The organism is Bradyrhizobium sp. LCT2, assembly GCF_009931255.1.
GTDB lineage: Bacteria > Pseudomonadota > Alphaproteobacteria > Rhizobiales > Xanthobacteraceae > Bradyrhizobium > Bradyrhizobium diazoefficiens.
This window is the reverse complement of sequence record NZ_CP034432.1, coordinates 8,499,160-8,521,076: the sequence shown is the minus strand read 5'-3', so window position 1 is coordinate 8,521,076 and position 21,917 is coordinate 8,499,160. Positions and strand designations below refer to the sequence as shown.

Annotated in this window: 22 protein-coding genes; 8 read left to right on the top strand and 14 right to left on the bottom strand. The window is 66.2% G+C overall.

Annotated features, from left to right (window positions below):
• Nucleotides 1-100 precede the first annotated feature (100 nt).
• Nucleotides 101-2,599, bottom strand: a complete 2,499-nt coding sequence (gene mgtA / locus EI171_RS40235; RefSeq protein WP_161536508.1) for a magnesium-translocating P-type ATPase — start codon at nt 2,597-2,599, stop codon at nt 101-103.
• Nucleotides 2,600-2,959: 360 nt separating this feature from the next.
• Between mgtA and EI171_RS40230 the strand changes: the two genes are divergently transcribed.
• Nucleotides 2,960-4,252, top strand: a complete 1,293-nt coding sequence (locus EI171_RS40230) for an adenylosuccinate synthase (RefSeq protein WP_028173071.1) — start codon at nt 2,960-2,962, stop codon at nt 4,250-4,252.
• A gap of 37 nt (nt 4,253-4,289) precedes the next feature.
• On the top strand, nt 4,290-5,915 hold the full coding sequence (locus EI171_RS40225) for a hypothetical protein (protein ID WP_011089788.1): 1,626 nt from the start codon (nt 4,290-4,292) through the stop codon (nt 5,913-5,915).
• A 47-nt stretch (nt 5,916-5,962) separates the two neighbouring features.
• On the opposite strand, the gene EI171_RS40220 is transcribed toward EI171_RS40225, so the two are convergent.
• From EI171_RS40220 to EI171_RS40210, 3 genes are all read right to left on the bottom strand, one after another.
• Nucleotides 5,963-6,325 carry a hypothetical protein gene (locus EI171_RS40220; RefSeq protein ID WP_161537174.1) on the bottom strand — a complete coding sequence of 121 codons (363 nt, stop codon included), beginning with the start codon at nt 6,323-6,325 and terminating at the stop codon, nt 5,963-5,965.
• A gap of 171 nt (nt 6,326-6,496) precedes the next feature.
• Complete coding sequence (locus EI171_RS40215) at nt 6,497-6,721, bottom strand: hypothetical protein (protein WP_028173074.1); 225 nt, start codon at nt 6,719-6,721, stop codon at nt 6,497-6,499.
• Between the two features lie 38 nt (nt 6,722-6,759).
• Nucleotides 6,760-7,002 (bottom strand): hypothetical protein, encoded by a 243-nt coding sequence (locus EI171_RS40210; protein ID WP_028173075.1) that lies wholly within the window; start codon nt 7,000-7,002, stop codon nt 6,760-6,762.
• A 143-nt stretch (nt 7,003-7,145) separates the two neighbouring features.
• Here EI171_RS40210 and EI171_RS40205 point away from each other — a divergent pair, with 143 nt between their 5' ends.
• Together EI171_RS40205 and EI171_RS40200 are read left to right on the top strand one after the other, a co-directional pair.
• Nucleotides 7,146-7,571 carry a DUF5413 family protein gene (locus EI171_RS40205; RefSeq protein ID WP_011089784.1) on the top strand — a complete coding sequence of 142 codons (426 nt, stop codon included), beginning with the start codon at nt 7,146-7,148 and terminating at the stop codon, nt 7,569-7,571.
• A gap of 62 nt (nt 7,572-7,633) precedes the next feature.
• Nucleotides 7,634-8,191, top strand: a complete 558-nt coding sequence (locus EI171_RS40200; RefSeq protein ID WP_161536507.1) for a DUF4112 domain-containing protein — start codon at nt 7,634-7,636, stop codon at nt 8,189-8,191.
• A 243-nt stretch (nt 8,192-8,434) separates the two neighbouring features.
• Here the strand turns inward: EI171_RS40200 and EI171_RS40195 are convergent, their stop codons facing one another.
• From EI171_RS40195 to msrA, 4 genes are all read right to left on the bottom strand, one after another.
• On the bottom strand, nt 8,435-8,728 hold the full coding sequence (locus tag EI171_RS40195; protein WP_028173077.1) for a hypothetical protein: 294 nt from the start codon (nt 8,726-8,728) through the stop codon (nt 8,435-8,437).
• Between the two features lie 212 nt (nt 8,729-8,940).
• Complete coding sequence (locus tag EI171_RS40190; protein ID WP_053815155.1) at nt 8,941-9,105, bottom strand: DUF3309 family protein; 165 nt, start codon at nt 9,103-9,105, stop codon at nt 8,941-8,943.
• Between the two features lie 108 nt (nt 9,106-9,213).
• Nucleotides 9,214-9,633, bottom strand: coding sequence for a peptide-methionine (R)-S-oxide reductase MsrB (gene msrB, locus EI171_RS40185; protein WP_028173078.1), 420 nt, complete (start codon nt 9,631-9,633; stop codon nt 9,214-9,216).
• Between the two features lie 29 nt (nt 9,634-9,662).
• Nucleotides 9,663-10,367 (bottom strand): peptide-methionine (S)-S-oxide reductase MsrA, encoded by a 705-nt coding sequence (gene msrA, locus EI171_RS40180; protein ID WP_011089780.1) that lies wholly within the window; start codon nt 10,365-10,367, stop codon nt 9,663-9,665.
• A gap of 249 nt (nt 10,368-10,616) precedes the next feature.
• On the opposite strand from msrA, the gene EI171_RS40175 reads away from it, so the two are divergent.
• Nucleotides 10,617-12,302, top strand: a complete 1,686-nt coding sequence (locus EI171_RS40175) for a tetratricopeptide repeat protein (protein WP_161536506.1) — start codon at nt 10,617-10,619, stop codon at nt 12,300-12,302.
• Nucleotides 12,303-12,516: 214 nt separating this feature from the next.
• Here the strand turns inward: EI171_RS40175 and EI171_RS40170 are convergent, their stop codons facing one another.
• The 6 genes from EI171_RS40170 to napE form a co-directional block, all read right to left on the bottom strand.
• A complete protein-coding gene (locus tag EI171_RS40170; RefSeq protein WP_028173081.1) occupies nt 12,517-13,632 on the bottom strand; it encodes an ATP-dependent RecD-like DNA helicase in 1,116 nt (371 codons plus the stop codon).
• 88 nt (nt 13,633-13,720) lie between these two features.
• On the bottom strand, nt 13,721-14,362 hold the full coding sequence (locus EI171_RS40165) for a NapC/NirT family cytochrome c (protein ID WP_028173082.1): 642 nt from the start codon (nt 14,360-14,362) through the stop codon (nt 13,721-13,723).
• Complete coding sequence (locus EI171_RS40160; protein ID WP_028173083.1) at nt 14,359-14,829, bottom strand: nitrate reductase cytochrome c-type subunit; 471 nt, start codon at nt 14,827-14,829, stop codon at nt 14,359-14,361. The genes EI171_RS40165 and EI171_RS40160 overlap by 4 nt, the downstream gene beginning before the upstream one ends.
• Nucleotides 14,826-17,339, bottom strand: coding sequence for a nitrate reductase catalytic subunit NapA (gene napA / locus EI171_RS40155; RefSeq protein WP_011089775.1), 2,514 nt, complete (start codon nt 17,337-17,339; stop codon nt 14,826-14,828). The genes EI171_RS40160 and napA overlap by 4 nt, the downstream gene beginning before the upstream one ends.
• 16 nt (nt 17,340-17,355) lie before the next feature.
• A complete protein-coding gene (locus EI171_RS40150; RefSeq protein WP_161536505.1) occupies nt 17,356-17,688 on the bottom strand; it encodes a chaperone NapD in 333 nt (110 codons plus the stop codon).
• A gap of 35 nt (nt 17,689-17,723) precedes the next feature.
• A complete protein-coding gene (napE, locus tag EI171_RS40145; protein ID WP_011089773.1) occupies nt 17,724-17,909 on the bottom strand; it encodes a periplasmic nitrate reductase, NapE protein in 186 nt (61 codons plus the stop codon).
• 199 nt (nt 17,910-18,108) lie between these two features.
• Here napE and EI171_RS40140 point away from each other — a divergent pair, with 199 nt between their 5' ends.
• From EI171_RS40140 to EI171_RS40130, 3 genes are all read left to right on the top strand, one after another.
• The gene (locus EI171_RS40140; RefSeq protein WP_371740352.1) at nt 18,109-19,248 is read left to right on the top strand and encodes a helix-turn-helix domain-containing protein; all 1,140 of its coding nucleotides are present in this window, start codon (nt 18,109-18,111) and stop codon (nt 19,246-19,248) included.
• Nucleotides 19,249-19,335: 87 nt separating this feature from the next.
• Nucleotides 19,336-20,583, top strand: coding sequence for an acyltransferase family protein (locus tag EI171_RS40135; RefSeq protein WP_161536504.1), 1,248 nt, complete (start codon nt 19,336-19,338; stop codon nt 20,581-20,583).
• A 115-nt stretch (nt 20,584-20,698) separates the two neighbouring features.
• Entirely contained in the window at nt 20,699-21,907 is a 1,209-nt protein-coding gene (locus EI171_RS40130) for an LLM class flavin-dependent oxidoreductase (RefSeq protein WP_028173087.1), read from the top strand.
• The last annotated feature ends 10 nt before the right edge of the window (nt 21,908-21,917 follow it).

The window sequence follows — 21,917 nt, the reverse complement described above, 5'->3', positions numbered from 1 at the left end:
TAGGAGCGCGCAGCAGGGGGCGCGATTGACCTGCGTCAATCGCTGTCGGTGGAAATTTGTGCGGGTCCGAAATGATCTGAAATATCGCGGTCACAAATCTCTATCGCTTGCGTTTGCTGCGGATCGCGAAGGGCTTCAGCAGCTCGGCGCAGGCGAGATAGACGACGACGAGCAGCGCGATGCCGGCCATCATCAACGGCGGCGGCGCGACAAAGCCGAACCAGGTGCCGACCGGGGTGAACGGCACGACCATCGCGACCAGCAAGGCGATCAGCGACGAGGCCGACAGCACTGGATCGGGCCAATTGCGCCACGGTCGGCCGTTGGTGCGGATGACGAAGATCACCAGGATCTGCGTCGCCATGGATTCGATGAACCAGGCGGTGCGGAACTCGCCGGGCGATGCGTGAAACAGCATGATGAGGGCGCCGAAGGTCAGGAAGTCGAACACCGACGACAGCGGTCCCATGATCGCGGCGAAGCGCGCCAGGTTCGACATGCTCCACACCTGCGGCTGCGCCGTTGCCTGCGCCGAGACCCGGTCGAAGGGAATGCCGAGCTCCGAGAGATCGTACAGCAGGTTGTTGAGCAGGATCTGCGTCGGCAGCATCGGCAGGAACGGCAGCACCATCGAGGCGATCGCCATCGACAGCATGTTGCCGAAATTCGAGCTTGCGCCCATGCGGACATATTTGAGGATGTTGGCGAAGGTGCGCCGTCCTTCCGCGACGCCGTCGGCGACGACCTCGAGATCCGAAGCCAGCAGGATCATGTCGGCGGCGGCCTGCGCCACACCGGTCGCGCCGTCGACCGACAATCCGACGTCGGCGACCTTCAGGGCCGGTGCGTCGTTGATGCCGTCGCCGAGGAAGCCGACCACTTCGCCGCCCGCCTGAAGCGCCCTCACGATGCGCGACTTCTGGTCCGGCGCGAGGCGGCCGAACGCGTCCGTGGAGCGCACCTGCACGGCGAGCGCCGCGTCGCTGAGCGCCGCAACGTCGGTCCCCGACAGTACGCGCTCGGGGTTCAGTCCGACCAGGCTCGCGAGCCGCTTCACCACCACGGGGTCGTCGCCCGAGAGGATCTTCAGGCCCACGCCGCGCGCCGCGAGCTGCGCGATTGCGGCCGCGGCCGTCGGCTTCGGCGGATCTGCGAAGGCGCAAAAGCCCTCGAAGGCGAGATCGGTCTCGTCCTCCGTCTCGACCTCGCGCAGCACGCCGCTCCACGCCCGCGAGGCGATCGCCACGGTGCGCAGGCCCTCGCTCGCGAGCTCACGCACGCGCGCCAGCGCAGCAATGCGCGCGCTCTCGTCCATCGTGCACAATGCGAGCACGGCTTCCGGCGCGCCCTTGACGATGAGTAGCGTGCCTTCGGGGCCGGTCGCGAGCACCGATCCCAGCCGGCGCGAGAAGTCGAAGGCCTGCCGCCCGGCCAGCGTCCAGCCCTGCGCGGCGTCGGGCCGGCCGGCGACGAGCGCGGCATCGAGCGAGCCGCGATCGCCGCCGAGCGATGCTGCGATGGCGCCGAGCTGCGCAGCACGGGCGTTGTCCTTGCCCTCGCCGTCGAGACTTCCGGCGAGCGTGATCTCGGCCGAGGTCAGCGTGCCCGTCTTGTCGGTACACAGGACGGTCATGGCGCCGAGATCGTGGATCGCGGCCAGCCGCTTCACGATCACCTTGCGGCCGGCCATGCGCAGCGCGCCGCGCGACAGCGTCACCGTGGTGATCATCGGCAGCAGCTCCGGCGTCAGCCCGACCGCGAGCGCGACCGCGAACAGCAGCGAATCGAGCACAGGCCGGCCGAACACGACGCGGACGGTGAGCACGACCAGCACCAGCGCGAGCGTGGCCCGCGCGATCACGAGGCCGAACTCGCGCAAATCGCGCTCGAACGGGGAGGGAGCCTGCGCCTCGGCGAGCGCGGATGCGGCCGCGCCGAACACGGTGTCGCGGCCGGTCCTGACGACGAGCGCGATCGCCTCGCCCGTTTGCGCCACGGCGCCGCGGAACAGTGCGTTCGACGTGTCGTCGGGATCGGTGGCAGCGCCTGGGCGCTTCTGCACTGGATAGGGCTCGCCGGTGAGCGCGGCCTCCCCGGCCGTGAAGGCGGTGCTCTCCAGGATCAGCGCATCCGCCGGGATGATGTCGCCGGCGCGGACGCGCAGGAGGTCGCCCGGAACGACGTGGTCGACGTCGATCTCGCGGAAGGCGCCGTCGCGCCTGACCTCGGCCTTGAGCGCCACCGAACGGCGGAGGATCTCGGCGGCGCGGACTGCGTGGCCCTCCTGGATGGTGTCGAGCCCGATCGAGCCGGCGAGAATCAGCACGATGATGAGCCCGCCGATGTCGTCACCGGTCAGCATCGAGACGATGCCGGCGACCAGCAGGATCAGCGACAGCGGCTCCAGCAGCCGGCGCAGGATCGCGCGCATCGCGCCCTCGATGCGCGGCGGTGCATCGCTGTTCGGCCCGAACCGGCCGAGGCGCTTGGCGGCCTCGGTCGCGGTCAGGCCCTGCAAGGAGCAGCCGAGCTGGGTGCAGAGCGCATCCGTCGGGAGGCGCCAGAACTGACTCGCCTGGCTGTTCGGTGGCTTGGTCACGGCATATCCGGCATGGAGGCTTCTAGGCCCGGGAGGGGTAAGCGGTGGAGGTGACAGCCATCCCTTGGCGCAATCGCGGGCCGGAACGGTTGATGCGTGTCAATTCCGATGTCGCGGGGCCGCGAATCTTTCAGGATTTTAAGGTTATATCAAAGGCTTGGGGTGCCTTTCCGACCTCGAAAAAGCCCCGTTCTTGCTTGCCTAGAGGGGCCGCTTCCTTTATCCGGTTGGCTGCCTTGCGTGCGAGCGGCCTTGGGCCGCGGAGAGGGCTTGGCGCAGGCATGATCCCGGAAAAGTGGGCACCGGTTTTCCGCGAGGATCATGCCTCCTAGAGACAGATTGAATAGGGATTACCCGCGAATGGCCAATGTTGTCGTCGTCGGCGCCCAGTGGGGCGACGAAGGGAAGGGCAAGATCGTCGACTGGTTGTCGGAGCAGGCGGACATCGTCGTCCGTTTCCAGGGCGGCCATAACGCCGGCCACACGCTGGTGATCAACGGCAAGACCTACAAGCTCGCGCTGCTGCCCTCGGGCGTGCTGCGCGAACACAAGCTGTCGGTGATCGGCAACGGCGTGGTGTTCGACCCCACCGCGTTCCTCGACGAGGTCACCAAGCTGCGCTCGCAGGGCGTCGCCGTCTCTCCGGAAAATCTGCGCGTGGCCGAGAACGTCACCCTGATCCTGCCGCTGCACCGCGAGCTCGACGCGCACCGCGAATCCGCCAATGCGGCGACCGCGATCGGCACCACGCGCCGCGGCATTGGACCGGCCTATGAAGACAAGGTCGGCCGCCGTGCCATCCGCCTGATGGACCTCGCCGACCTCGACACGCTGCCGCACAAGATCGACCGGCTGCTGGCTCACCACAACGCCTTGCGCCGCGGCCTCAATCTGCCGGAGTTCGACGGCAAGGATATCCTGAAGGAATTGACCGCGCTGGCGCCGCAACTGCTGCCTTATGCCGAGACGGTGTGGCGGCTGCTCGACATCAAGCGCCGCGAAGGCAAGCGCATGCTGTTCGAGGGCGCGCAAGGCGCGCTGCTCGACGTCGACCACGGCACCTACCCCTACGTCACCTCGTCCAACACGGTGGCGGCGCAGGCTGCGACCGGCTCGGGCCTCGGCCCCGGCGCGGTCGGCTACGTGCTCGGCCTGTGCAAGGCCTATACGACCCGCGTCGGCCAGGGCCCGTTCCCGACCGAGCAGGACAACGAGATCGGCCGCAAGATCGGCGAGCGCGGCCGTGAGTTCGGAACCAATACCGGGCGGCCCCGCCGCTGCGGCTGGTTCGACGCCGTGCTGGTCCGCCAGGCGGTCCGCACCTGCGGCATCAATGGCCTCGCGCTGACCAAGCTCGACATCCTCGACGGCTTCGACTCGATCGAGGTCTGCACCGGCTACAAGCTTGACGGCAAGGAGATCGACCACTTCCCGGCCGGCGAGGGCGCCCAGGCCCGGGTCGAGCCGATCTACGAGACCATCGAGGGCTGGAAGGAGCCGACCGCCAGTGCACGGTCCTGGGCCGATCTGCCGGCCCAGGCCATCAAATATGTCCGCCGGATCGAGGAATTGGTGGGGTGCCCGGTCGCGCTGCTTTCCACCAGCCCCGAACGCGAAGATACTATCCTGGTGCAAAATCCGTTTGAGGCTTAACGATCTCTTACCGGGACGCGCGTATAGTTGAGTAGAAATGGCTGATTACTATCCGCTGATCGCCCGCGCTATTGCCGCCTTGGATCCCAACGCTCCCGGCGAAAGCCGTCGCGCGCTCTATGAGCGGGCGCGCACGGCGCTGATCGCACAGCTGCGCAGCGTGCAGCCGCCGCTCTCCGAATCCGAGATCACCCGCGAACGGCTGTCGCTGGAAGAGGCTGTCCGCAAGGTCGAATCGGAGGCCGCCCAGCGTGCCCGCGAGGCCTCGCGCCCCGGTGGTGGCGGCACCCGCAGCAGCGGCAGCGGCGATGCCTTCCGCCGCGCCAGCACCCGTGCCACCGAAGGCAATCCGGCCGCAGCCCCACCGGCTGCTCCGCCGCGCGCCCGTCCGGCACCGCCGCCGCCGCGCGCCGACCGCCCGTCCTTCAACGTCGATGACCAGGGCGAGGCCCAGCGTCCGCCGCGCGCGCCCCGTTTCGATGCGCCGCGCCAGCCCGGTCCGCCGGCGCCGCCGCCGCCCGAGCCGCCGGTCCCGCCGCCTGCCGGACGCGAGCGCGCGGGTGGGCGCCGTCCGCCGGACATCGGACCTCCGCCGCCGCTGCCGCCCGCACCTGGCGTGCGCGGCTTCCGCGACATCACCGCCGACGTCAACGATCTCGGCGGCGCCGCCGCGCAGGCCAATCGCGCCGCGCGCCGCACCTACGCCAACGTGCCCTCGCCCTCGCCGGAATTCGACCGGCTGGAGCCGAGCCTGGAGAACCGCGCAGGCGAGGGCGATGCGCCCTATTCCTATGACGAGTCGGTCGAGGAGGCCGAGCGCTATGCGCCGCGGCAGCCGTCGGGGCGCCCGCACATCCCCGTCCTCGACCGCGACGCCAAGAAGCCCAAGCGCGCGCGCTCCGTCTTCCCGTTCAAGAGTGCGATCGCCGTCGGCATCGTGTTGATCCTGGTCGGCGCCGGCATTCTCTGGGGCAAGCCGCTGCTCCAGACCGTGAGCGGCCTGTTCAAGTCCTCGCCGACCCAGGTGGTGGAGGCGCCGAAGGATGCGTCCCAGCCGCAGAGCAAGCCGAAGATCCCCGATCGCGTCGGCCAGCCCTCGGCCAGCGACCAGCCGGTCGCGCCGGTGGCGCAAAAGGTCGTGCTCTACGACGAGGATCCGTCCGATCCGAAGGGCAAGCAATATGTCGGCTCGGTGGTGTGGCGGCTCGAGCCGATCAAGGCGTCGGGCAACCAGAAGGCCGACGTCGCCGTGCGCGCCGACATCGAGATTCCCGACCGCAAGTTCAAGATGACGATGTCGTTCCGCCGCAACACTGACTCCTCGCTGCCGGCGAGCCACACCGCGGAATTGACCTTCATCCTGCCGCAGGATTTCCCGGGCGGCAGCGTCTCCAACGTGCCGGGCATCCTGATGAAGTCGAACGAGCAGGCGCGCGGCACGCCGCTCGCAGGGCTCGCGGTCAAGGTCACCGACGGCTTCTTCCTGGTCGGCCTGTCCAACGTCGACGCCGACCGCGCCCGCAACGTCCAGCTCCTGAAGGAGCGTTCCTGGTTCGACGTGCCCCTGGTCTACGCCAACCAGCGCCGCGCCATCATCGCGATCGAGAAGGGCGCCCCCGGCGAGCGCGCCTTCAACGACGCGTTCGCGCAGTGGGGCGATTAGACCACTGGTGCTGCGCACCGAACCGGAATGACATCCTGGATGGATGACTACTGCGCGGCCGCTTCCCGCTTGCGCGATGCCGCGGCGGCGGCGTGCTCGCGGTCCATCACGGCGCGGCAGCCGGGACTGACCTGCGCCTTGTTCCGCACCATGCACGCGGTGATCCGCGGGATGTCGGGAATTTCACTGGAGCACAGCCGCATCGCATCGCCCGAGCACATCTGCTGCGCTTCGGACGAGAAGGCGAAGCCGGGCGATGTCTGGAATGCGACGGCGGTGGTGGCGAGGGCGAAGAGAGTTGCGATGGTCCGGTTGCGTGTCATGCTGAATGTGTCCCCGAGTTCCGTGGGCTTGAGCCACTTGGTTTTGGGGCGCCTCACGCGGCTTGACCTGCCGCATGTCTCAGCCATCACGCCGGGAACCTCATCCCGCATGTGGTTGCTCGATCTCTCGTGATGTTCGAATCGAAAAGTGCTGCGCCGCCCGAGCCAAGTATGCGCCATTGTCGTATGGCTGCAATGGTCCGCGCGAACGAATTCGCAATTGTTGCGCGCACGTCACGCAGAAAGCGACGCGTTGCGTCAGATGAGGCGATAGGATGGCGTGCTTGTGGCGTCGCTCTCGCCGAGTGCGGCGGCGTGTTCCTCGACGGCGGTGACGCCCTTCGCCGTGAGCTCGAACAGATCGCCGTCCTTCATCACGTAGCCGTCGGCGATCAACTGTCCCATCTTGCCTTGCCGGTCGTCGGCAAAGGCAATGGATTGACTGATGTCCCTGAGGATCGAGAGCTGTTCGTCGCGCAGCATGGCTTCACCTCTCCGTTCGCAGGGACTGTTTCCGATCTTCACATGCCGTGACTGGCGAACACCTTGCTGCACGATTTCGACAGCTTGGCCCGGTTGGCCTGCAGGCAGCTCTGCACCGCGCCGTCATTGCCGAGGTCCTTGCGGCACAGCCGCGAGGCATCGCGCGAGCAGGCGTTCTGCTCCTGCGGTGTGCCCATGTGGCCTTGCGCGAGAGCCGGCGCGCTCGACAGGCCACCGAGGGTTGCAAGCGTGATCGTCGCCAGAAGAAATTTGCGGGACATCGGCGGCTCCGGTCCGAGAGGGGTCATTCAGGTCCTGTCTGAACTCGTCGCCTTGCCACTTGTTCCCCCGGGGAGGAGTCGGCGCCCGCTATTCAAGGTTCCCGAGGCGCTGCTATAACAGGGCCAAAGTGTGAGGGTCTTTGATGAAACGCTATCTGGTGTTTGCGCTGGTCGGGCCGTTTGTCGGCGGGTTCCTGCTGCTGCTGACGACGACCTACCAGTCCGGTTACTGGACCCAGACCAATCTTGGCGAGGTCGGCAAGCTGTTCGCAGTATTCTTCAAGACCCTGCAATACAGCTATCTGTTCGGCTTCCTGCCGTCGCTGATGATCGGCGCGGTCGATGACATCCTGCTCCACATCCGCCGGGTCGGCCCGGTGCTGCGGATGCTGCTGGTCGGCCTGTTCGCTTTCGTCCTGGCCTCGCTGACCTACAGCTCGCGCGGGCCGGATTCGGGTGCGGTTCAGTTCATCCTGTACGGCCTGGTCGGCTTCGTGCCGTCGGTGCTTTCCTCCTGGCTCGTGCATAGATATGTCGAGGAGCCGCAAGCGGCGGCGGCGCCGACCTGACCCGCGCGACGTTCGGGCGCGGTGCAGCAACCTCCGCCGCGCTCGCGAGTTTCCCCTGGGCCATGACCATGTCCGACGACGATATTCTTGCTCCGCGCAAATCCCGTTCCGGGAGCCGTTCGCGCGCCACCTTCTCAGGCACGGAACCACGCGGGCCGATCATCGACCAGGACGGCCGCGAGATCCGGCCCGAGACGCTGGAGCAGGGATTTCGCGAGTTTCGTTTTGAGTTCGGTCAGGGCAATCCGCTGGGAGGCAATCCGTTCGGCAACCTGACGCGCGAGCAGCGCATCGCGCGGCTCGAGGCGATCGCCAGGCTGCTCGACGTCGCCTTCATCCTGCCCGGCACCAACATCCGCTACGGCATCGACGGCCTGATCGGACTGATCCCCGTCGTCGGCGACATCATCACGGCCGCGATCTCGCTGTGGCTGGTGCGCGAGGCCCGCGCGCTGGGCGCGCCCTGGTACCTCACCGCGCGCATGCTCGGCAATGTCGCGGTCGACGGCGTGGTCGGCATGGTGCCGCTTGCGGGCGACGCCTTCGACGTCATGTTCCGCGCCAACATGCGCAACATGCGCCTGCTCCGCCGCTGGCTCGACAAGCAGCCGCGGATTTAGGAGCTGGAAGTATCTCGATTGAGGTGAGCGAGCGGCAGGCTCGGTGCACCTCTCCCGCTTGCGGGAGAGGTCGGCGCGTAGCGCCGGGTGAGGGCTTTCGCCTCTTGAGAGTCCTCGATTGTGTAGACACCCTCACCCCAGCCCTCTCCCGCAAGCGGGAGAGGGAGAACTAAAAAAACGCAAAAAGCGCGATAGCCTTTCGGCCATCGCGCCTTCTGCGCACATCGGGTTTGGCGAAAAAACTTACGCCGCGTCGGCGTCGGCCTCGGCAGCCGGTTCGGGCTTGCGGCGACGGGGCAGCGGGAAGGCTTCGCTCTCATAGAGCGAGCGGATGCCATTCTGGTCGAAGCGCGCTTCCTCGACCTGGAGATAGGCGCCGTTCAGCGAATCCGTCGGCAACTGCTCCATCGCGAACTGCACGGCTTCGGCCGCGGTGCCGAACCGGCGATAGGTGAAGCCGGCACGCTTCTTCTTGCGGATCGCGGCGGGGAAGAGCTCGGCGGAGGTGTTGAAGTTGAACGGACGCAGTGGACGCATGGTCAAAGACCTCGTGATCTTCTCTGGGGCTTTAAGCGCGTGGGGTTTGGGAGGGCGGAGGCCAATCGCGTGGGCCCGCCGCACATGTCATTTTCGCCCTCTAATATAGGCCGTTTTGACAAAATTGCGACCCCTGCGATGGGAGATGATGAATCCGCGCATGGCAGCCCCGCAAGGGCTATAAACCAAGTAATTTCAATTAGTTGGATGGTTTATAGTTTGCCAAGAAGCAACAGTACGACCAGCACCACGAGCACGACGCCACCGATCCCCATGCCGGAATGGCCCATGCCGTAGCCGTAACCGCCGACGCGGCCGGACAGGCCGCCGAGCAGGTAGATGATCACCAGGATGATCAGGATGGTCCCGAGCGACATGGCATCCTCCCTGGCGGCCGCCAAATCGCGATGACCGGCCGCACCGCCAAAGAAGAAAAGCACATCGCGCCGCCGGGTTCCATGACGGAACCCAACGGCGCGCAACGTTTATTTCGGCTCGAGCTTCAGCGCCGCCGAGTTGATGCAGTAGCGCAGGCCCGTCGGCCCGGGGCCGTCGGGGAAGACATGGCCGAGATGGCCGCTGCACTTGGCGCAGAGCACTTCGGTGCGGATCATGCCGTGGCTCACGTCCCTTTCCTCGTCGACATGGCTCTCGACGGCGGGCTGGGTGAAGCTCGGCCAGCCGCAGCCGGAATCGAACTTGGCGTCGGACTCGAACAGCACGTTGCCGCAGCCGGCGCAGACATAGGTGCCGGCACGGTGGTCGTGCTCATATTCGCCGGAGAAGGGACGCTCGGTCGCCTTCTCGCGCAGCACCGCGTACTGCATCGGCGACAGCTCGCGCCGCCACTGCTCTTCGCTCTTGATGACTTTGTCGTCCGTGGTCTTCGTCTTGGCGTCGGGCATGGGTCTCCCGTTTCTTGGTGATCTCGCGATCAGTTGGTGGCCTTGCTGGCATTCACCAGCGTCGGCTTCTCAATGTAGTTATCCGCGAACAGCTTTTTCAGGTTCTCGACCTTGGGCAGGTCGTTATAGGCGATGTAGGGCTGGTTCGGATGCAGCGTCAGATAGTCCTGATGATAGGCTTCCGCCGGATAGAACGCCTCCAGCGCGCCGACCTTGGTCACGATCGGCTTGCTGAACACCTTGGCGCCGTTGAGCTGGGCGATATAGGCCTCGGCCACCTTCTTCTGCTCCTCGGAGGTGGTGAAGATCGCCGAGCGATATTGCGTGCCGGTGTCTGGCCCCTGGCGGTTGAGCTGGGTTGGGTCGTGCGCCACCGAGAAGTAGATCTGGAGGATCTTTCCGTAACTGATCTTCTTCGGGTCGTACTTGATCTCGACCGATTCCGCGTGGCCGGTCCGGCCGCTCGAGACGGTCTGGTAGTCGGCGGTCGCCTTGGTGCCGCCGGCATAGCCGGAGACCGCGTTGACGACGCCCGCAGTGTGCTGGAACACGCCCTGCACGCCCCAGAAGCAGCCGCCGGCGATCACGGCGGTCTGGATGCCGCTCGCCGGCGCCGCGTCCATGGTCGGGGCGGGGATCACGACCGCATCCTCGGCGGCCCGGGACGGCACGGCAAAGGCCAGCGTCAGGGCGGTCGTAGCAGCCAGCAGGGACAGGAGGGCGGGACGGCGCATGGCGGATCCTCTTTCCGGAAGGTGGATATTCTAGGTCGGTTGGCGCCGGGCGAACAGCCTGCCCGGCGGCATTTCAGTCACCTGAGATACGGGGACAGGTGCCGATTGTTACGCCGCGGCGGACACGACTCTGTGAGAAAACGCGGCCCGAGGCAGCCCGGCTTGGCGAGGTGAGGAACTCCGCGCTAGATGAACCCGCGCGATCGACGATCGACTTAAAAAAGTGGTGGCTGGAGCTGGCCTGACAACATGCTGCGCGTCGTTTCCCTGACCCTCGTCACCCTGATCTCCGCCGTCGCCGCCGCCGCGGCCGAGCCGCAGGCCGGCGACGATCTCGCCATCTGCCGTGACCGCCAGGCGGAGCTCCAGGCGAGGGCGCAGGCCTGCGACAATCTGCTCAACGCTGACCGCCTCGCCGGCAAGGACAAGGCGATCGCGCTGTCCGTGCGCGGCAACACCCTGATCAACAAGCGCGATTACGCCCGCGCGATCGAGACCCTGTCCATGGCCGTCGACCTCGATCCGGACAACGTCATCGTTCTCAACCTGCGCGGCCTTGCCTATGAACGCTCGGGCAAGGACGACCTCGCGATGGCGGACTACAACCTCGCGCTCCAGAAGCGCCCGACCTACGGCGTCCCCTACAACAACCGCGGCGTCATCCAGCTGCGCAGGGGCGCGCTGCAAAGCGCGCTCGACGACTTCAACCTGTCGATCAAGTACACGCCAAAATTCCTGCTCGGCTGGACCAATCGCGCCCGCGTGCGCACGCTGATGAAGGATTTCGACGGCGCGATCGCCGATTTCGCGGAGGCCGAGAAGATCGATCCGGCCGCGCCGCAGATCGCAGGCAACCGCTGCATCACCTGGGGCATGATGGGCAAGTACGACCAGGCCTTTGCCGATTGCAACGGCCTGATCGAGAAGCAGCCGAAGAACGTCTACGCAATCAACAACCGCGCCGATGTCAGCATGATGAAGGGCGACCTCGACGCCGCGTTGAAGGACTACAACACGGCCATCCAGATCAACCCGAACAATGTCCGGGCACATTCAGGCCGCGGCCAGATCTACGAGCGCAGGAAAGATCTCGCCCAGGCCCGCGCCGACTACCGCGCGGCGGCCTATTCGCTGACGAAATTCGACGAACTCGACGTCGCGCGCGCCCGCGCCGTCGCGCAGGAGCGGCTCGCCGCGCTGACGCCGCAGGCGCCGGCCGGGGCGACCGGGCGCCGCGTCGCGCTGGTGATCGGCAACGGCGCCTACAAGAACGTGCACGCCCTGCCCAACCCGCCGCGCGACTCGAAGTTGATCGCAAACGCGCTGCGCGACGTCGGCTTCCAGACCGTGATATCGGTCAGCGACCTGACCCGCGACAAGTTCTTCGAAGCGCTGCAGACGTTCGCCGCCGAAGCGGAGAAGGCCGACTGGGCGGTGGTCTATTACGCCGGCCACGGATTCGAGATCGGCGGGGTGAACTACCTCGTTCCCGTCGACGCCAAGCTGGCCGCCGACAGGGATGCCGAGGCCCAGGCCGTCGCCCTCGAGCAGGTGATCGCCGCCGTCGGCGCCGCGCGAAAGGTGCGTCTGGTGATGCTGGATGCATGCCGCGACAATCCGTTCGCGCCGACCATGCAGCGGACGCTGTCGCTCAAGCTGGTCGACAAGGGCTTTTCCAACATCGAGCCCGGCGCGGGCTTCATGGTGGTCTACGCCGCCAAGCACGGTGAGACCGCGATGGACGGCGATGGCGGCACCGACAGCCCGTTCGCCACCGCGCTCGCCCGCGAGATCAAGGAGCCGCGCGTCGAGATCAGAAAGCTGTTCGACATCGTCCGCGACGACGTCTGGTCCGCCACCAGGCACGAGCAGCAGCCGTTCACCTACGGCTCGCCCCCGGGGCGCGAGGATTTCTATTTCGCCGCGGGGAAGTGAGGGGCTGCGTGTGGGATGCGACGGCGGAGCCTCATAACCGGTGTCGTCCCCGCGAAGGCGGGGACCCATAACCCCAGGGAGAAGTGTCGGGCAAGGCGCCCACTCCGGGTCTTCGCCCAACTTCTCCCTGTGGGTATGGGTCCCGGATCTGCGCTTCGCTAGTCCGGGACGACGAGCGGAGGTTGAGGCCGCGGCGTTGCCAAAGCATCGACGCTTAAACAACGATGCTCAACCTTTTCGCCGCGCGCGTGATCCCCGTGTACAGCCACCTGGCCCTCGAGTCCTGAAACGCAAAACTCTCGTCGAACAGCACGACGTCGTCCCATTGCGAGCCCTGCGACTTGTGCACGGTCAGCACGTAGCCGTAGTCGAACTCGTCATAGGGCTTGCGCTGCTCCCAGGCGATCTGCTCGACGCCGCCCTCGAAGCAGTCGGCGCGCACCGAGACCTTCGTCACCTTGTGGCCAAGATCCTCGTCCGGCGACAGCCGCATGGACAGGATGCGCGATTTCGAGCGCGAAGTGTTGCGCGACTTCACGCGCCACAGGCCGCCGTTGAACAGGCCTTTCTTGCGGTTGTTGCGCAGGCACACCAGCTTGTCGCCGGCGACCGGAAAGGCGTCCTCGATGTTCTGACGCTGGCGCACCCGCATGTTGTAGGCGCGGCGGGTGTTGTTGCGGCCGACCAGGACCTGGTCGGCGCCCATGACGCGGTCGGGATCGAGCTCCTTGCGCGACACCACCTCGCTCTCGCCGTAGCGGCCGATGTCGAGCTCGCGGCCTTCGCGGACGTCCATCGACATCCGCACGATCGGATCGTCCTGGGCCTGGCGGTGCACCTCGGTCAGCATCGCGTCGGGCTCGGTGTTGGTGAAGAAGCCGCCGCCCTGGATCGGCGGCAGCTGCGCGGGATCCCCTAGCACCAGCAGCGGACAGTCGAACGACATCAGGTCGCGCCCCAGTTCGGCATCGACCATCGAGCATTCGTCGATCACGATCAGCTTGGCCTTGGACGCGGGCGCGTCGTCCCACAATTCGAAGCTCGGCTGCTCCTCGCCGGATTCGCGGGCGCGGTAGATCAGCGAGTGGATGGTGGAGGCCTCGTCGCAGCCCTTGTTGCGCATCACCAGCGCGGCCTTGCCGGTGAAGGCGGCGAACTTCACCTCGCCGTCGACGCCCTCGGCGATGTGCCGCGCCAGCGTGGTCTTGCCTGTGCCGGCAAAGCCGAACAGGCGGAACACCGGCGGCGTGCCGCCCCGGCCGGGCTTGGCCTTGAGCCAGTCGCCGACGGCCTTGAGAGCGGCATCCTGATGCGGGGTGAAAGTGGCCATGTCTGTCTTGAGGAGGGGCGAGCCGAAGCGATTCGCCATCCCCCAAAACTAACCATTCGGCCCGCCGGTTCAAGCGGCGCAGATCCCCCTATTGCCAGCCGGGAACGCCGCGCATGTCGGGCAGATGGTGGGCGATGCCCTTGTGGCAGTCGATGCAGGTCTTTTCCCCCGTGAACAGGAAGCGCTGGTGCGCCACCGAGGCCCGCGGCGACTGCTTGGTGATGTCCATGGAATCGGCGCTGTGGCAGTTGCGGCACTCGAGCGAATCGTTTGCCTTGAAGCGCGCCCATTCATGCGCCGCCAGCTCGAGCCGGTGGTCCAGGAATTTCTCGCGGGTGTCGATCGTGCCGAAGATCTTGCCCCAGACCTCCTTGGAGGCCTGCATCTTGCGCGCGATCTTGTCGGTCCAGTTGTGCGGCACGTGGCAGTCCGGACAGGTCGCGCGCACGCCGGAGCGGTTGCTGAAGTGGATGGTCGACTTCAGCTCGGCGAAGACGTTGTCCTTCATCTCGTGGCAGCCGGTGCAGAACTTCTCGGTGTTGGTCAATTCCAGCGCGGTGTTGAAGCCGCCCCAGAAGATCACGCCGGCCGCAAAGCCCGCCAGCACCAGCACGCCGAGTCCGAACACCGAGCTCGGCCGGATCAGCACCTGCCAGAGCTCGCGCGCGAAATCCCAGCTTCGCGCGACGAAGCCGCGCTTGGCTTTTGCCTCGTCAGCGGTCGTCGTCATCGGCGGCCACCGGGGCTTGCGCGCGACAGCAGCGTGTCGATGTCGGTGAAATCGTTGCTGACGGGCGGGGTCGCGGTGTTCTGCGGCACGTGGCATTCCGTGCAGAAGAAGCGCCGCGGCGAGATCGAGGCCAGGAACTGGCCGTCGCGGTCCATGAAATGCGTGATCGAGACCATCGGCGCCTGCGATTCCGCGGTGCGCGCCCGCGCGTGGCACGACAGGCATTTGTTGCCGTTGAGGTCGACCTGGTAGCCGTCGATCGTGTGCGGGATCACCGGCGGCTGCTCCGGATAATTGCGAACCTCCCGCTCGGAGGTGTTGCGGTTCGGCAGCATCGGCGGCGCGGGCCCCTCGTCATTGAGCGGGGCCGGGCCGCGCAGGCCCGACGTCACCGTCTGCGCGGTCAGCGAGCTCGCGCCCGCGGCGATCGCGACCGCAAGCAATGCGATTCCAAATCGTTTCATCATGACACGTTCACCCGCTCGATGCGCACGGCGCATTTCTTGAAGTCGGTTTGCAGCGAGATCGGATCGGTGGCGTCCAGCGTCACCTTGTTGATCAGCTTGGATTCGTCGAACCACGGCACGAAGACGAGGCCGCGCGGCGGCCGGTCGCGGCCGCGCGTCTCGACGCGGACGCGGATGAAGCCGCGGCGGGACACCACCTTCACCTCGTCGCCGCGCCGGATCTTCGCCTCCTGCGCATCGTCCGGATGCATGAAGCAGACGGCCTCGGGGAAGGCCTTGTAGAGCTCCGGCACGCGGCGCGTCATGGTGCCGGAATGCCAGTGCTCCAGCACGCGGCCGGTCGAGAGCCAGAACGGATATTCGCCGTCGGGCGATTCCGCCGCCGGCTCGTAAGGCAGCGCGAAGATGCGCGCCTTGCCGTCCGGATAGCCGTAGAACTGCACGTCGGTGCCCTGCTTGACGTAGGGATCGCTGCCCTCGCGGAAACGCCATCTCGTTTCCTGGCCGTTGACGACAGGCCAGCGCAGGCCGCGCTCTTTGTGATAGGCGTCGAACGGCGCGAGGTCATGGCCGTGGCCGCGGCCGAACGAGGCATATTCCTCGAACAGGCCCTTGTGCACGTAGAAGCCGAACGCCTTGGACTCGTCGTTGAGATAGCCCTGCTCGATGTCGGAGACCGGGAACTTGTCGACCTGGCCGTTCTTGTAGAGCACGTCGAACAGCGTCTTGCCGCGCACCTCCGGCTTCTTGGCGATCAGCTCCTCGGGCCAGACCTCCTCGATCTTGAAGCGCTTGGAGAATTCCATGAGCTGCCAGAGATCGGACTTCGACTCGCCCGGGGCAGGGACGAGCTGATGCCAGAACTGCGTCCGCCGCTCGGCATTGCCATAGGCGCCTTCCTTCTCGACCCACATCGCGGTGGGCAGGATCAAGTCGGCCGCGAGTGCGGTGACCGACGGATAGGCATCCGAGACCACGATGAAATTGTCGGGATTGCGGAAGCCCGGATAGGTCTCCTCGTTGGCGTTGGGGCCGGCCTGGAGGTTGTTGTTGACCTGCACCCAGTAGGCGTTGATCAGGCCGTCCTTCAGCATCCGGCTTTGCAGCACGGCATGCGCGCCGGGCTTGTCGGGAATGGTGCCTTCGGGCAGCTGCCAGATGTGCTCGGCCTTGGTGCGGTGTTCCTTGTTGGTGACGACCATGTCCGCGGGCAGGCGGTGCGAGAAGGTGCCGACCTCGCGCGCGGTGCCGCAGGCCGAGGGCTGGCCGGTCAGCGAGAACGGGCTGTTGCCGGGCGAGGAGATCTTTCCGGTCAGAAGATGGATGTTGTAGACGAGGTTGTTGCACCAGACGCCGCGGGTGTGCTGGTTGAAGCCCATGGTCCAGAACGAGACCACCTTGGTCTTGGGATCGGCATAGAGCTCGGCCAGCGCCTCCAGGCGGTTGAGCGGCACGCCGGACATCTCGGCCGCCTTCTCCAGCGTGTACTCCGACACGAACTTGACGTACTCGTCGTAGCTCATGTCCGTGGAGTCGTTGGCCTTCGCCGCGCCCGTCGCCTTCTTCTGCAGCGGATGCTCGGGCCGCAGGCCGTAGCCGATATCGGTCTGGCCGCGCCTGAACACGGTGTGTGCCGCGACGAAGTCCTTGTTGACGCGGCCGGTCTTGATGATGTGGTTGGCGATGGCGTTCAGCAAATAGAGATCGGTCTGCGGCTTGAACACCATGCCGATGTCGGCGAGGTCGAACGAGCGGTGCTCGAAGGTCGAGAGCACGGCGACGCGGACATGCGGCGCGGACAGCCGGCGGTCGGTCAGGCGCGTCCACAGGATGGGGTGCATCTCCGCCATGTTGGAGCCCCACAGCACGAAGGCGTCGGTGGCCTCGATGTCGTCATAGCAGCCGGGCGGCTCGTCGATGCCGAAGGTGCGCATCATGCCGGCGACGGCCGAGGCCATGCAGTGCCGCGCGTTGGGGTCGATGTTGTTGGTGCGGAAGCCGGCCTTGAACAGCTTCGAGGCGGCATAGCCCTCCCAGATCGTCCACTGGCCGGAGCCGAACATGGCGACGCCGTTGGGGCCGCGCTTCTTCATCGCCTCCTTCCACTTCACCTCCATGATGTCGAAGGCTTCGGTCCAGGACACGGGCGTGAAGTCGCCGTTCTTGTCGTATTTGCCGTTCGCCTTGCGCAGCATCGGCTGCGTCAGGCGGTCGTGGCCGTACATGATCTTGGAGAGGAAGTAGCCCTTGACGCAGTTGAGGCCGCGATTGACCTCGGCCTTGATGTCGCCGTGTGTCGCGACGACGCGGTTCTCCTTGGTGGCGACCATCACGGAGCAGCCGGTGCCGCAGAAGCGGCAGGCGGCCTTGTCCCATTTCAGTTCGCTCACCTCGCGCTCGGTGGCGAGGTTGGCGGCGAGCGCCGGCACCGGGAGGCCAGCGGCGGCGGCCGCGATCGCGGCCGCCTCGAGCTTCAGCATCTGGCGGCGGTCGAGCTTCGGCGATGTCATGATGGCTCTTCCTGACTCAGGCGGTTTCGATGGCGTGGAAGACCAGCGCCGCGGAATAGACGTGCGGCAGCGACTGGATGGTGTTGAGCATGGTGCCGAGGCTGCCGGCATCCGGCGCTTCGGTCACGACGACGAGCTTGCCGCGCGGGTCGCGGCCGTGGATCTCGCAGCCGGCAAGCGCAATGATCTCGGCTTCGACCTCGGCGAGGCGCTCGGGGCGCGCCTGCACGATGATGCTGGCGATTTCGTAGCCCGGCGGCGGCACGATACGGTCGGCGCTGAGCACCCGGCCGGTGATCAAGGCGCGGCGGTTGAGCGTGACTTTATTATTGAGTGAGGGTTGGGCCATGATGCCTGTCTTTCGCTCTTGGGGATCCTTGGGGATCAATGCGGGGAGGCTGGTGGGCCGGGAGGACCGGCAAACATCTGGTAGATCCAGACGCCAAGCCCGTAGGAGCCGACCGTTCCGACGGCGAGGACGGGCATCACGACCGCGGTCAGGAACAGGAAGGCGAAAATCTCCATGCGCCTACGGCGCACGCGCGAGGTCGTGTCGTCAGGGGCCGACATATTCGGTCTCTCTGAAATTTTGGGAATTGGGACGGCATCCGGGCCGTTACCTTGCCTTGCTTGTGCTGCAACCGCGGCGTCAACGCGTTGATCTGGATCAATCCGTCGATTTGCGAGGATGGTTGGGCCGTGACCACAACCGCAAGTTTGGGTTGTGCCCGGGCCGGCGCGATGCGAAACTTAGCTCTCGAACGGGGCAATGCGAATTGTGAACCAGATGGGGCTCACGGCCATCGATCTCGGGTTTCGCGGCGCGGCGAGCGGCGTGTTCCTGTTGATCGTCCTCGTGGCGCTCCAGCGCCGCGTTCCAAATCAGAACGCTTTGCTGGGCATGGCCATGTCCGCCGGGGGCGTGTTCTATGCGATCGTCACCGCGCCGTTCTTTCCCAAGGCGTCATGGTGGTGGACGTTGCCGATCCTGTCCGCGATGCCTGCCGTGTTCTGGTTGTGGGCCCGCGCGGCGTTTGACGACGATTTCGTGCTCAGGCGGTGGCATGGCGCCTTGTGGCTGGCCATCGTCGCCTTTGGATTTGCGCTGTCGCTCGGTTGGCCGCGATGGCCGACTCTGGCCAAGGGCGGCGGCAAGGTCCTTGCGATCGTGGCCCTGGTGCTGGCGCTCGCGGCCGCGGTCCAGACGGTCAAGACCTGGCGCGTGGATCTGGTGATGCGGCGGCGCCGGCTGCGGCTGGCGATGCTCGCCATCAATGTCGCGATGATCGGGCTCGTCGCCGTCGCGGGCTTCGCCGATATTCCGGTTGCCGCGCCCGGCGCGTCCGGCAGTCTTCCGACCGCGCTCAGCCTGTTCGTGGTGGCCATGCTTGCCGGCCTGGGCCTGTTCAGCGCACCGGCGGCGGTGGCCGTCGACGACGCCACGGCTGCGATCGCATCCGGCGAGGCGGGGAGACAGGCCCGGGTCGCCGATCGCGCCGCCGCGGGGAGGGTCATCGTCGATCCGCTCCTGCTCCGGCGCCTCGACCATCTGATGACCGTGGAACGAACCTACCGGCAGGAAGGTCTTGCGATCGGGACGCTCGCGGCGCGGCTCGACGTTCCCGAGCATCGGCTGCGCCAGGCGATCAACGAAGGGCTGGGCTATCGCAACTTCAATGCGTTCCTGAATCGCTATCGGATCGAGGATGCCAAGCTGGCGCTGTCCGACGTGACGCAGCGGGAAGTCCCGGTGCTGACCATCGCCATGGACGCGGGCTTCCAGTCGATCGGACCTTTCAATCGCTCCTTCAAGGCCGAAACCGGCGTGACCCCGACCGAATTCCGGCGCGAGGCGCTGAGCCGGCCGGGTAGGACCGACATCAGCGAACTGCGTCGAGAAATCGGCTAGCCGATTTTTGGATTGGGCAAGAGGGCCGCGCCCCGATTGGGCAGACTGTCCGGCAGAAGCTTCTCGCCAGCCGGAATGAGCCCACCCATGTCTCCTTCGACCGCCGCCACCCCCACATCGGAACGGCTCCACGCTCTCGATGCGCTCAGGGGCGGCGCCTTGCTGCTCGGTATCGTCCTGCACGCGGCAATGTCATTCGTGCCCGCCACACCCCGGTTCTGGTTCATCCAGGACACCCATCCAAGCCTCCTCCTGGGCCTGCTGACCTTCACCATCCACGTCTTCCGGATGACGGCCTTCTTCCTGATGGCCGGTTTCTTTGCCCGCATGAGTTTCCATCGCCGGGGGAGCTGGGGCTTTGTCAGGGACAGGTTGCAGCGGATCGGGCTGCCGCTCGTGATCGGCTGGCCGATCATATTCACGCCGATGGCTCTGGTGGTCATCTGGGCCTCCGGCTTTCCCAATGGCGGTCCGACTCCCGGCGCGCGTGGCTGGCCGCCGGTGCTGCCGAATTTCCCCCTGGCCCATCTCTGGTTTCTCTATGTGCTGCTGGAGCTGTATGTCGCCATGCTGCTGCTGCGCGGCGCAATTGTCCGGCTTGATGCCTCCGGCACGCTGCGAACGGTCATCGACCGCCTCTTTGCAGGGATCATGCGAAATCCACTGGCTCCGCTGGTTCTGGCGATCCCGATCGGCATCGCGTTCTGCCTCGACCAACGATGGATCAACGTGATGGGTGTGAGAACGCCGGATCAATCGCTCGTCACCAACGTTCAGGCCTGGATCGGCTTCGGCACCGCATTCGGCGTCGGCTGGCTGCTGCATCGGCAGGTCGATCTGCTGCGGCTTTTCGAGCGGCGCTGGCTCCCGCACCTCCTGCTCGCGGTCGGCCTGATCCTGATCAGCTTCGTGCTCTCAGGTGTGATGCTATCCGCGCCGGGTGCGCCGAAACTGCAGGTCAGCTTCGCCACGCTCAGGCTTGTCTCCGCCACCCTGTATGCCCCGGCGATATGGATCTCGACCTTCGCGGTCCTCGGTCTCGCGCTCCGCTTCATGCCCGGCTTCAGCCCGACCTGGCGTTACCTCGCCGATGCGTCCTACTGGCTCTATCTGATCCACATGCCGATCGTGATGGCGCTACAAGTTGCGGTGTCGCAGCTCGACTGGTCCGGGCCGATCAAGTTCGCCATCATTCTCGCCGTCGCGCTTCCTCCGATGCTGGCGAGCTATCATCTGCTGGTGCGCTTCACCTTCATCGGTGTGGTCCTGAACGGCCGCCGCGCACCACGCGAAGCGGCGGCTGTCGTTGCGGTGGAAGGCTCCGCCGCGCAATAACGCCGGATGCGTTGAGGGGACCGTTCTCCCGCACGGCGGAATTGCTGCTCCGTAGACAGCGCCGCCCCGCTCACTAAGATGAGCGCAACAAAGAATAATGCGGGAGAGGGGCGCCATGAAGTTCGGCATCTTCTACGAGTTGCAACTGCCGCGGCCATGGGTCGCCGGGGACGAGCTGAAGCTCTATCAGAACGCGCTCTCGCAGATGGAACTCGCCGACAAGCTCGGCTACGACCATGCCTGGGTCGTCGAGCATCACTTCCTCGAGGAATATTCGCACTCGCCGTCACCGGAATCGTTCCTGGCGGCGGCGAGCCAGCGCACGCAAAAGATCCGGCTCGGCCACGGCATCCTCCAGCTCACCACCAATCACCCGGCGCGCGTCGCCGAGCGTGTCGCGGTGCTCGACCTGCTCTCCAACGGCCGCTGCGAATTCGGCATGGGCGAGAGCGCCTCGATCACCGAGCTGGAGCCGTTCGGCCGCGACATGGAGACCAAGAAGGAGGTGTTCGAGGAGGCCGTAGCCGCGATCTTCCCGATGTTCAGGGACGCGGGCAGCGAGCATCACGGCAAGTATTTCGACATCCCCTTGCGCAACGTGGTGCCGAAGCCGGTGCAGAAGCCGCATCCGCCGCTGTGGATGGCCTGCTCGCAGCTTCCGACCATCGAGCGCGCCGGCCGTCATGGCTTCGGCGCGCTCGGCTTCCAGTTCGTCAGCGCCGACGCCGCCCATGCCTGGGTGCACGCCTATTACAACGCCATGACCAAGCGGCTGCACAAGCTTGCGGACTACGAGATCAACCCGAACATGGCGCTGGTGTCGTTCTTCATGTGCGCGAAGACCGACGAGGAGGCGCGCGCCCGCGCCGACGGCGCCACCTTCTTCCAGTTCGCGCTACGCTTCTACGGCGCCGCGCAGAACCGCCAGCGGCCCGCGCCCTACACCGTCAACATGTGGGACGAGTACAACAAGTGGAAGCGCGACAATCCCGAGGCCCAGGAGGCGGCGCTGCGCGGCGGCCTGATCGGCTCGCCGGAGACGATCCGCAAGAAGCTCAGGCGCTTCCAGAGCTCGCATATCGACCAGGTCATCCTGCTCAACCAGGCCGGCAAGAACAGCCACGAGCACATCTGCGAATCGCTCGAATTGTTCGGCCGGGAGGTGATGCCGGAGTTCCAGAACGATCCCGCCCAGGCCGCCTGGAAGAGGAGCGTCATGAGCGGCGAAATCAAGCTGGAAGAGATCGACACCCAGGCCTTCACCGACCGTTACGGCAAGCTCGCCGTGAACGTCGCCCCGGCGAGAGCGGCGGCCGCCGGATAGGGGGGCACGT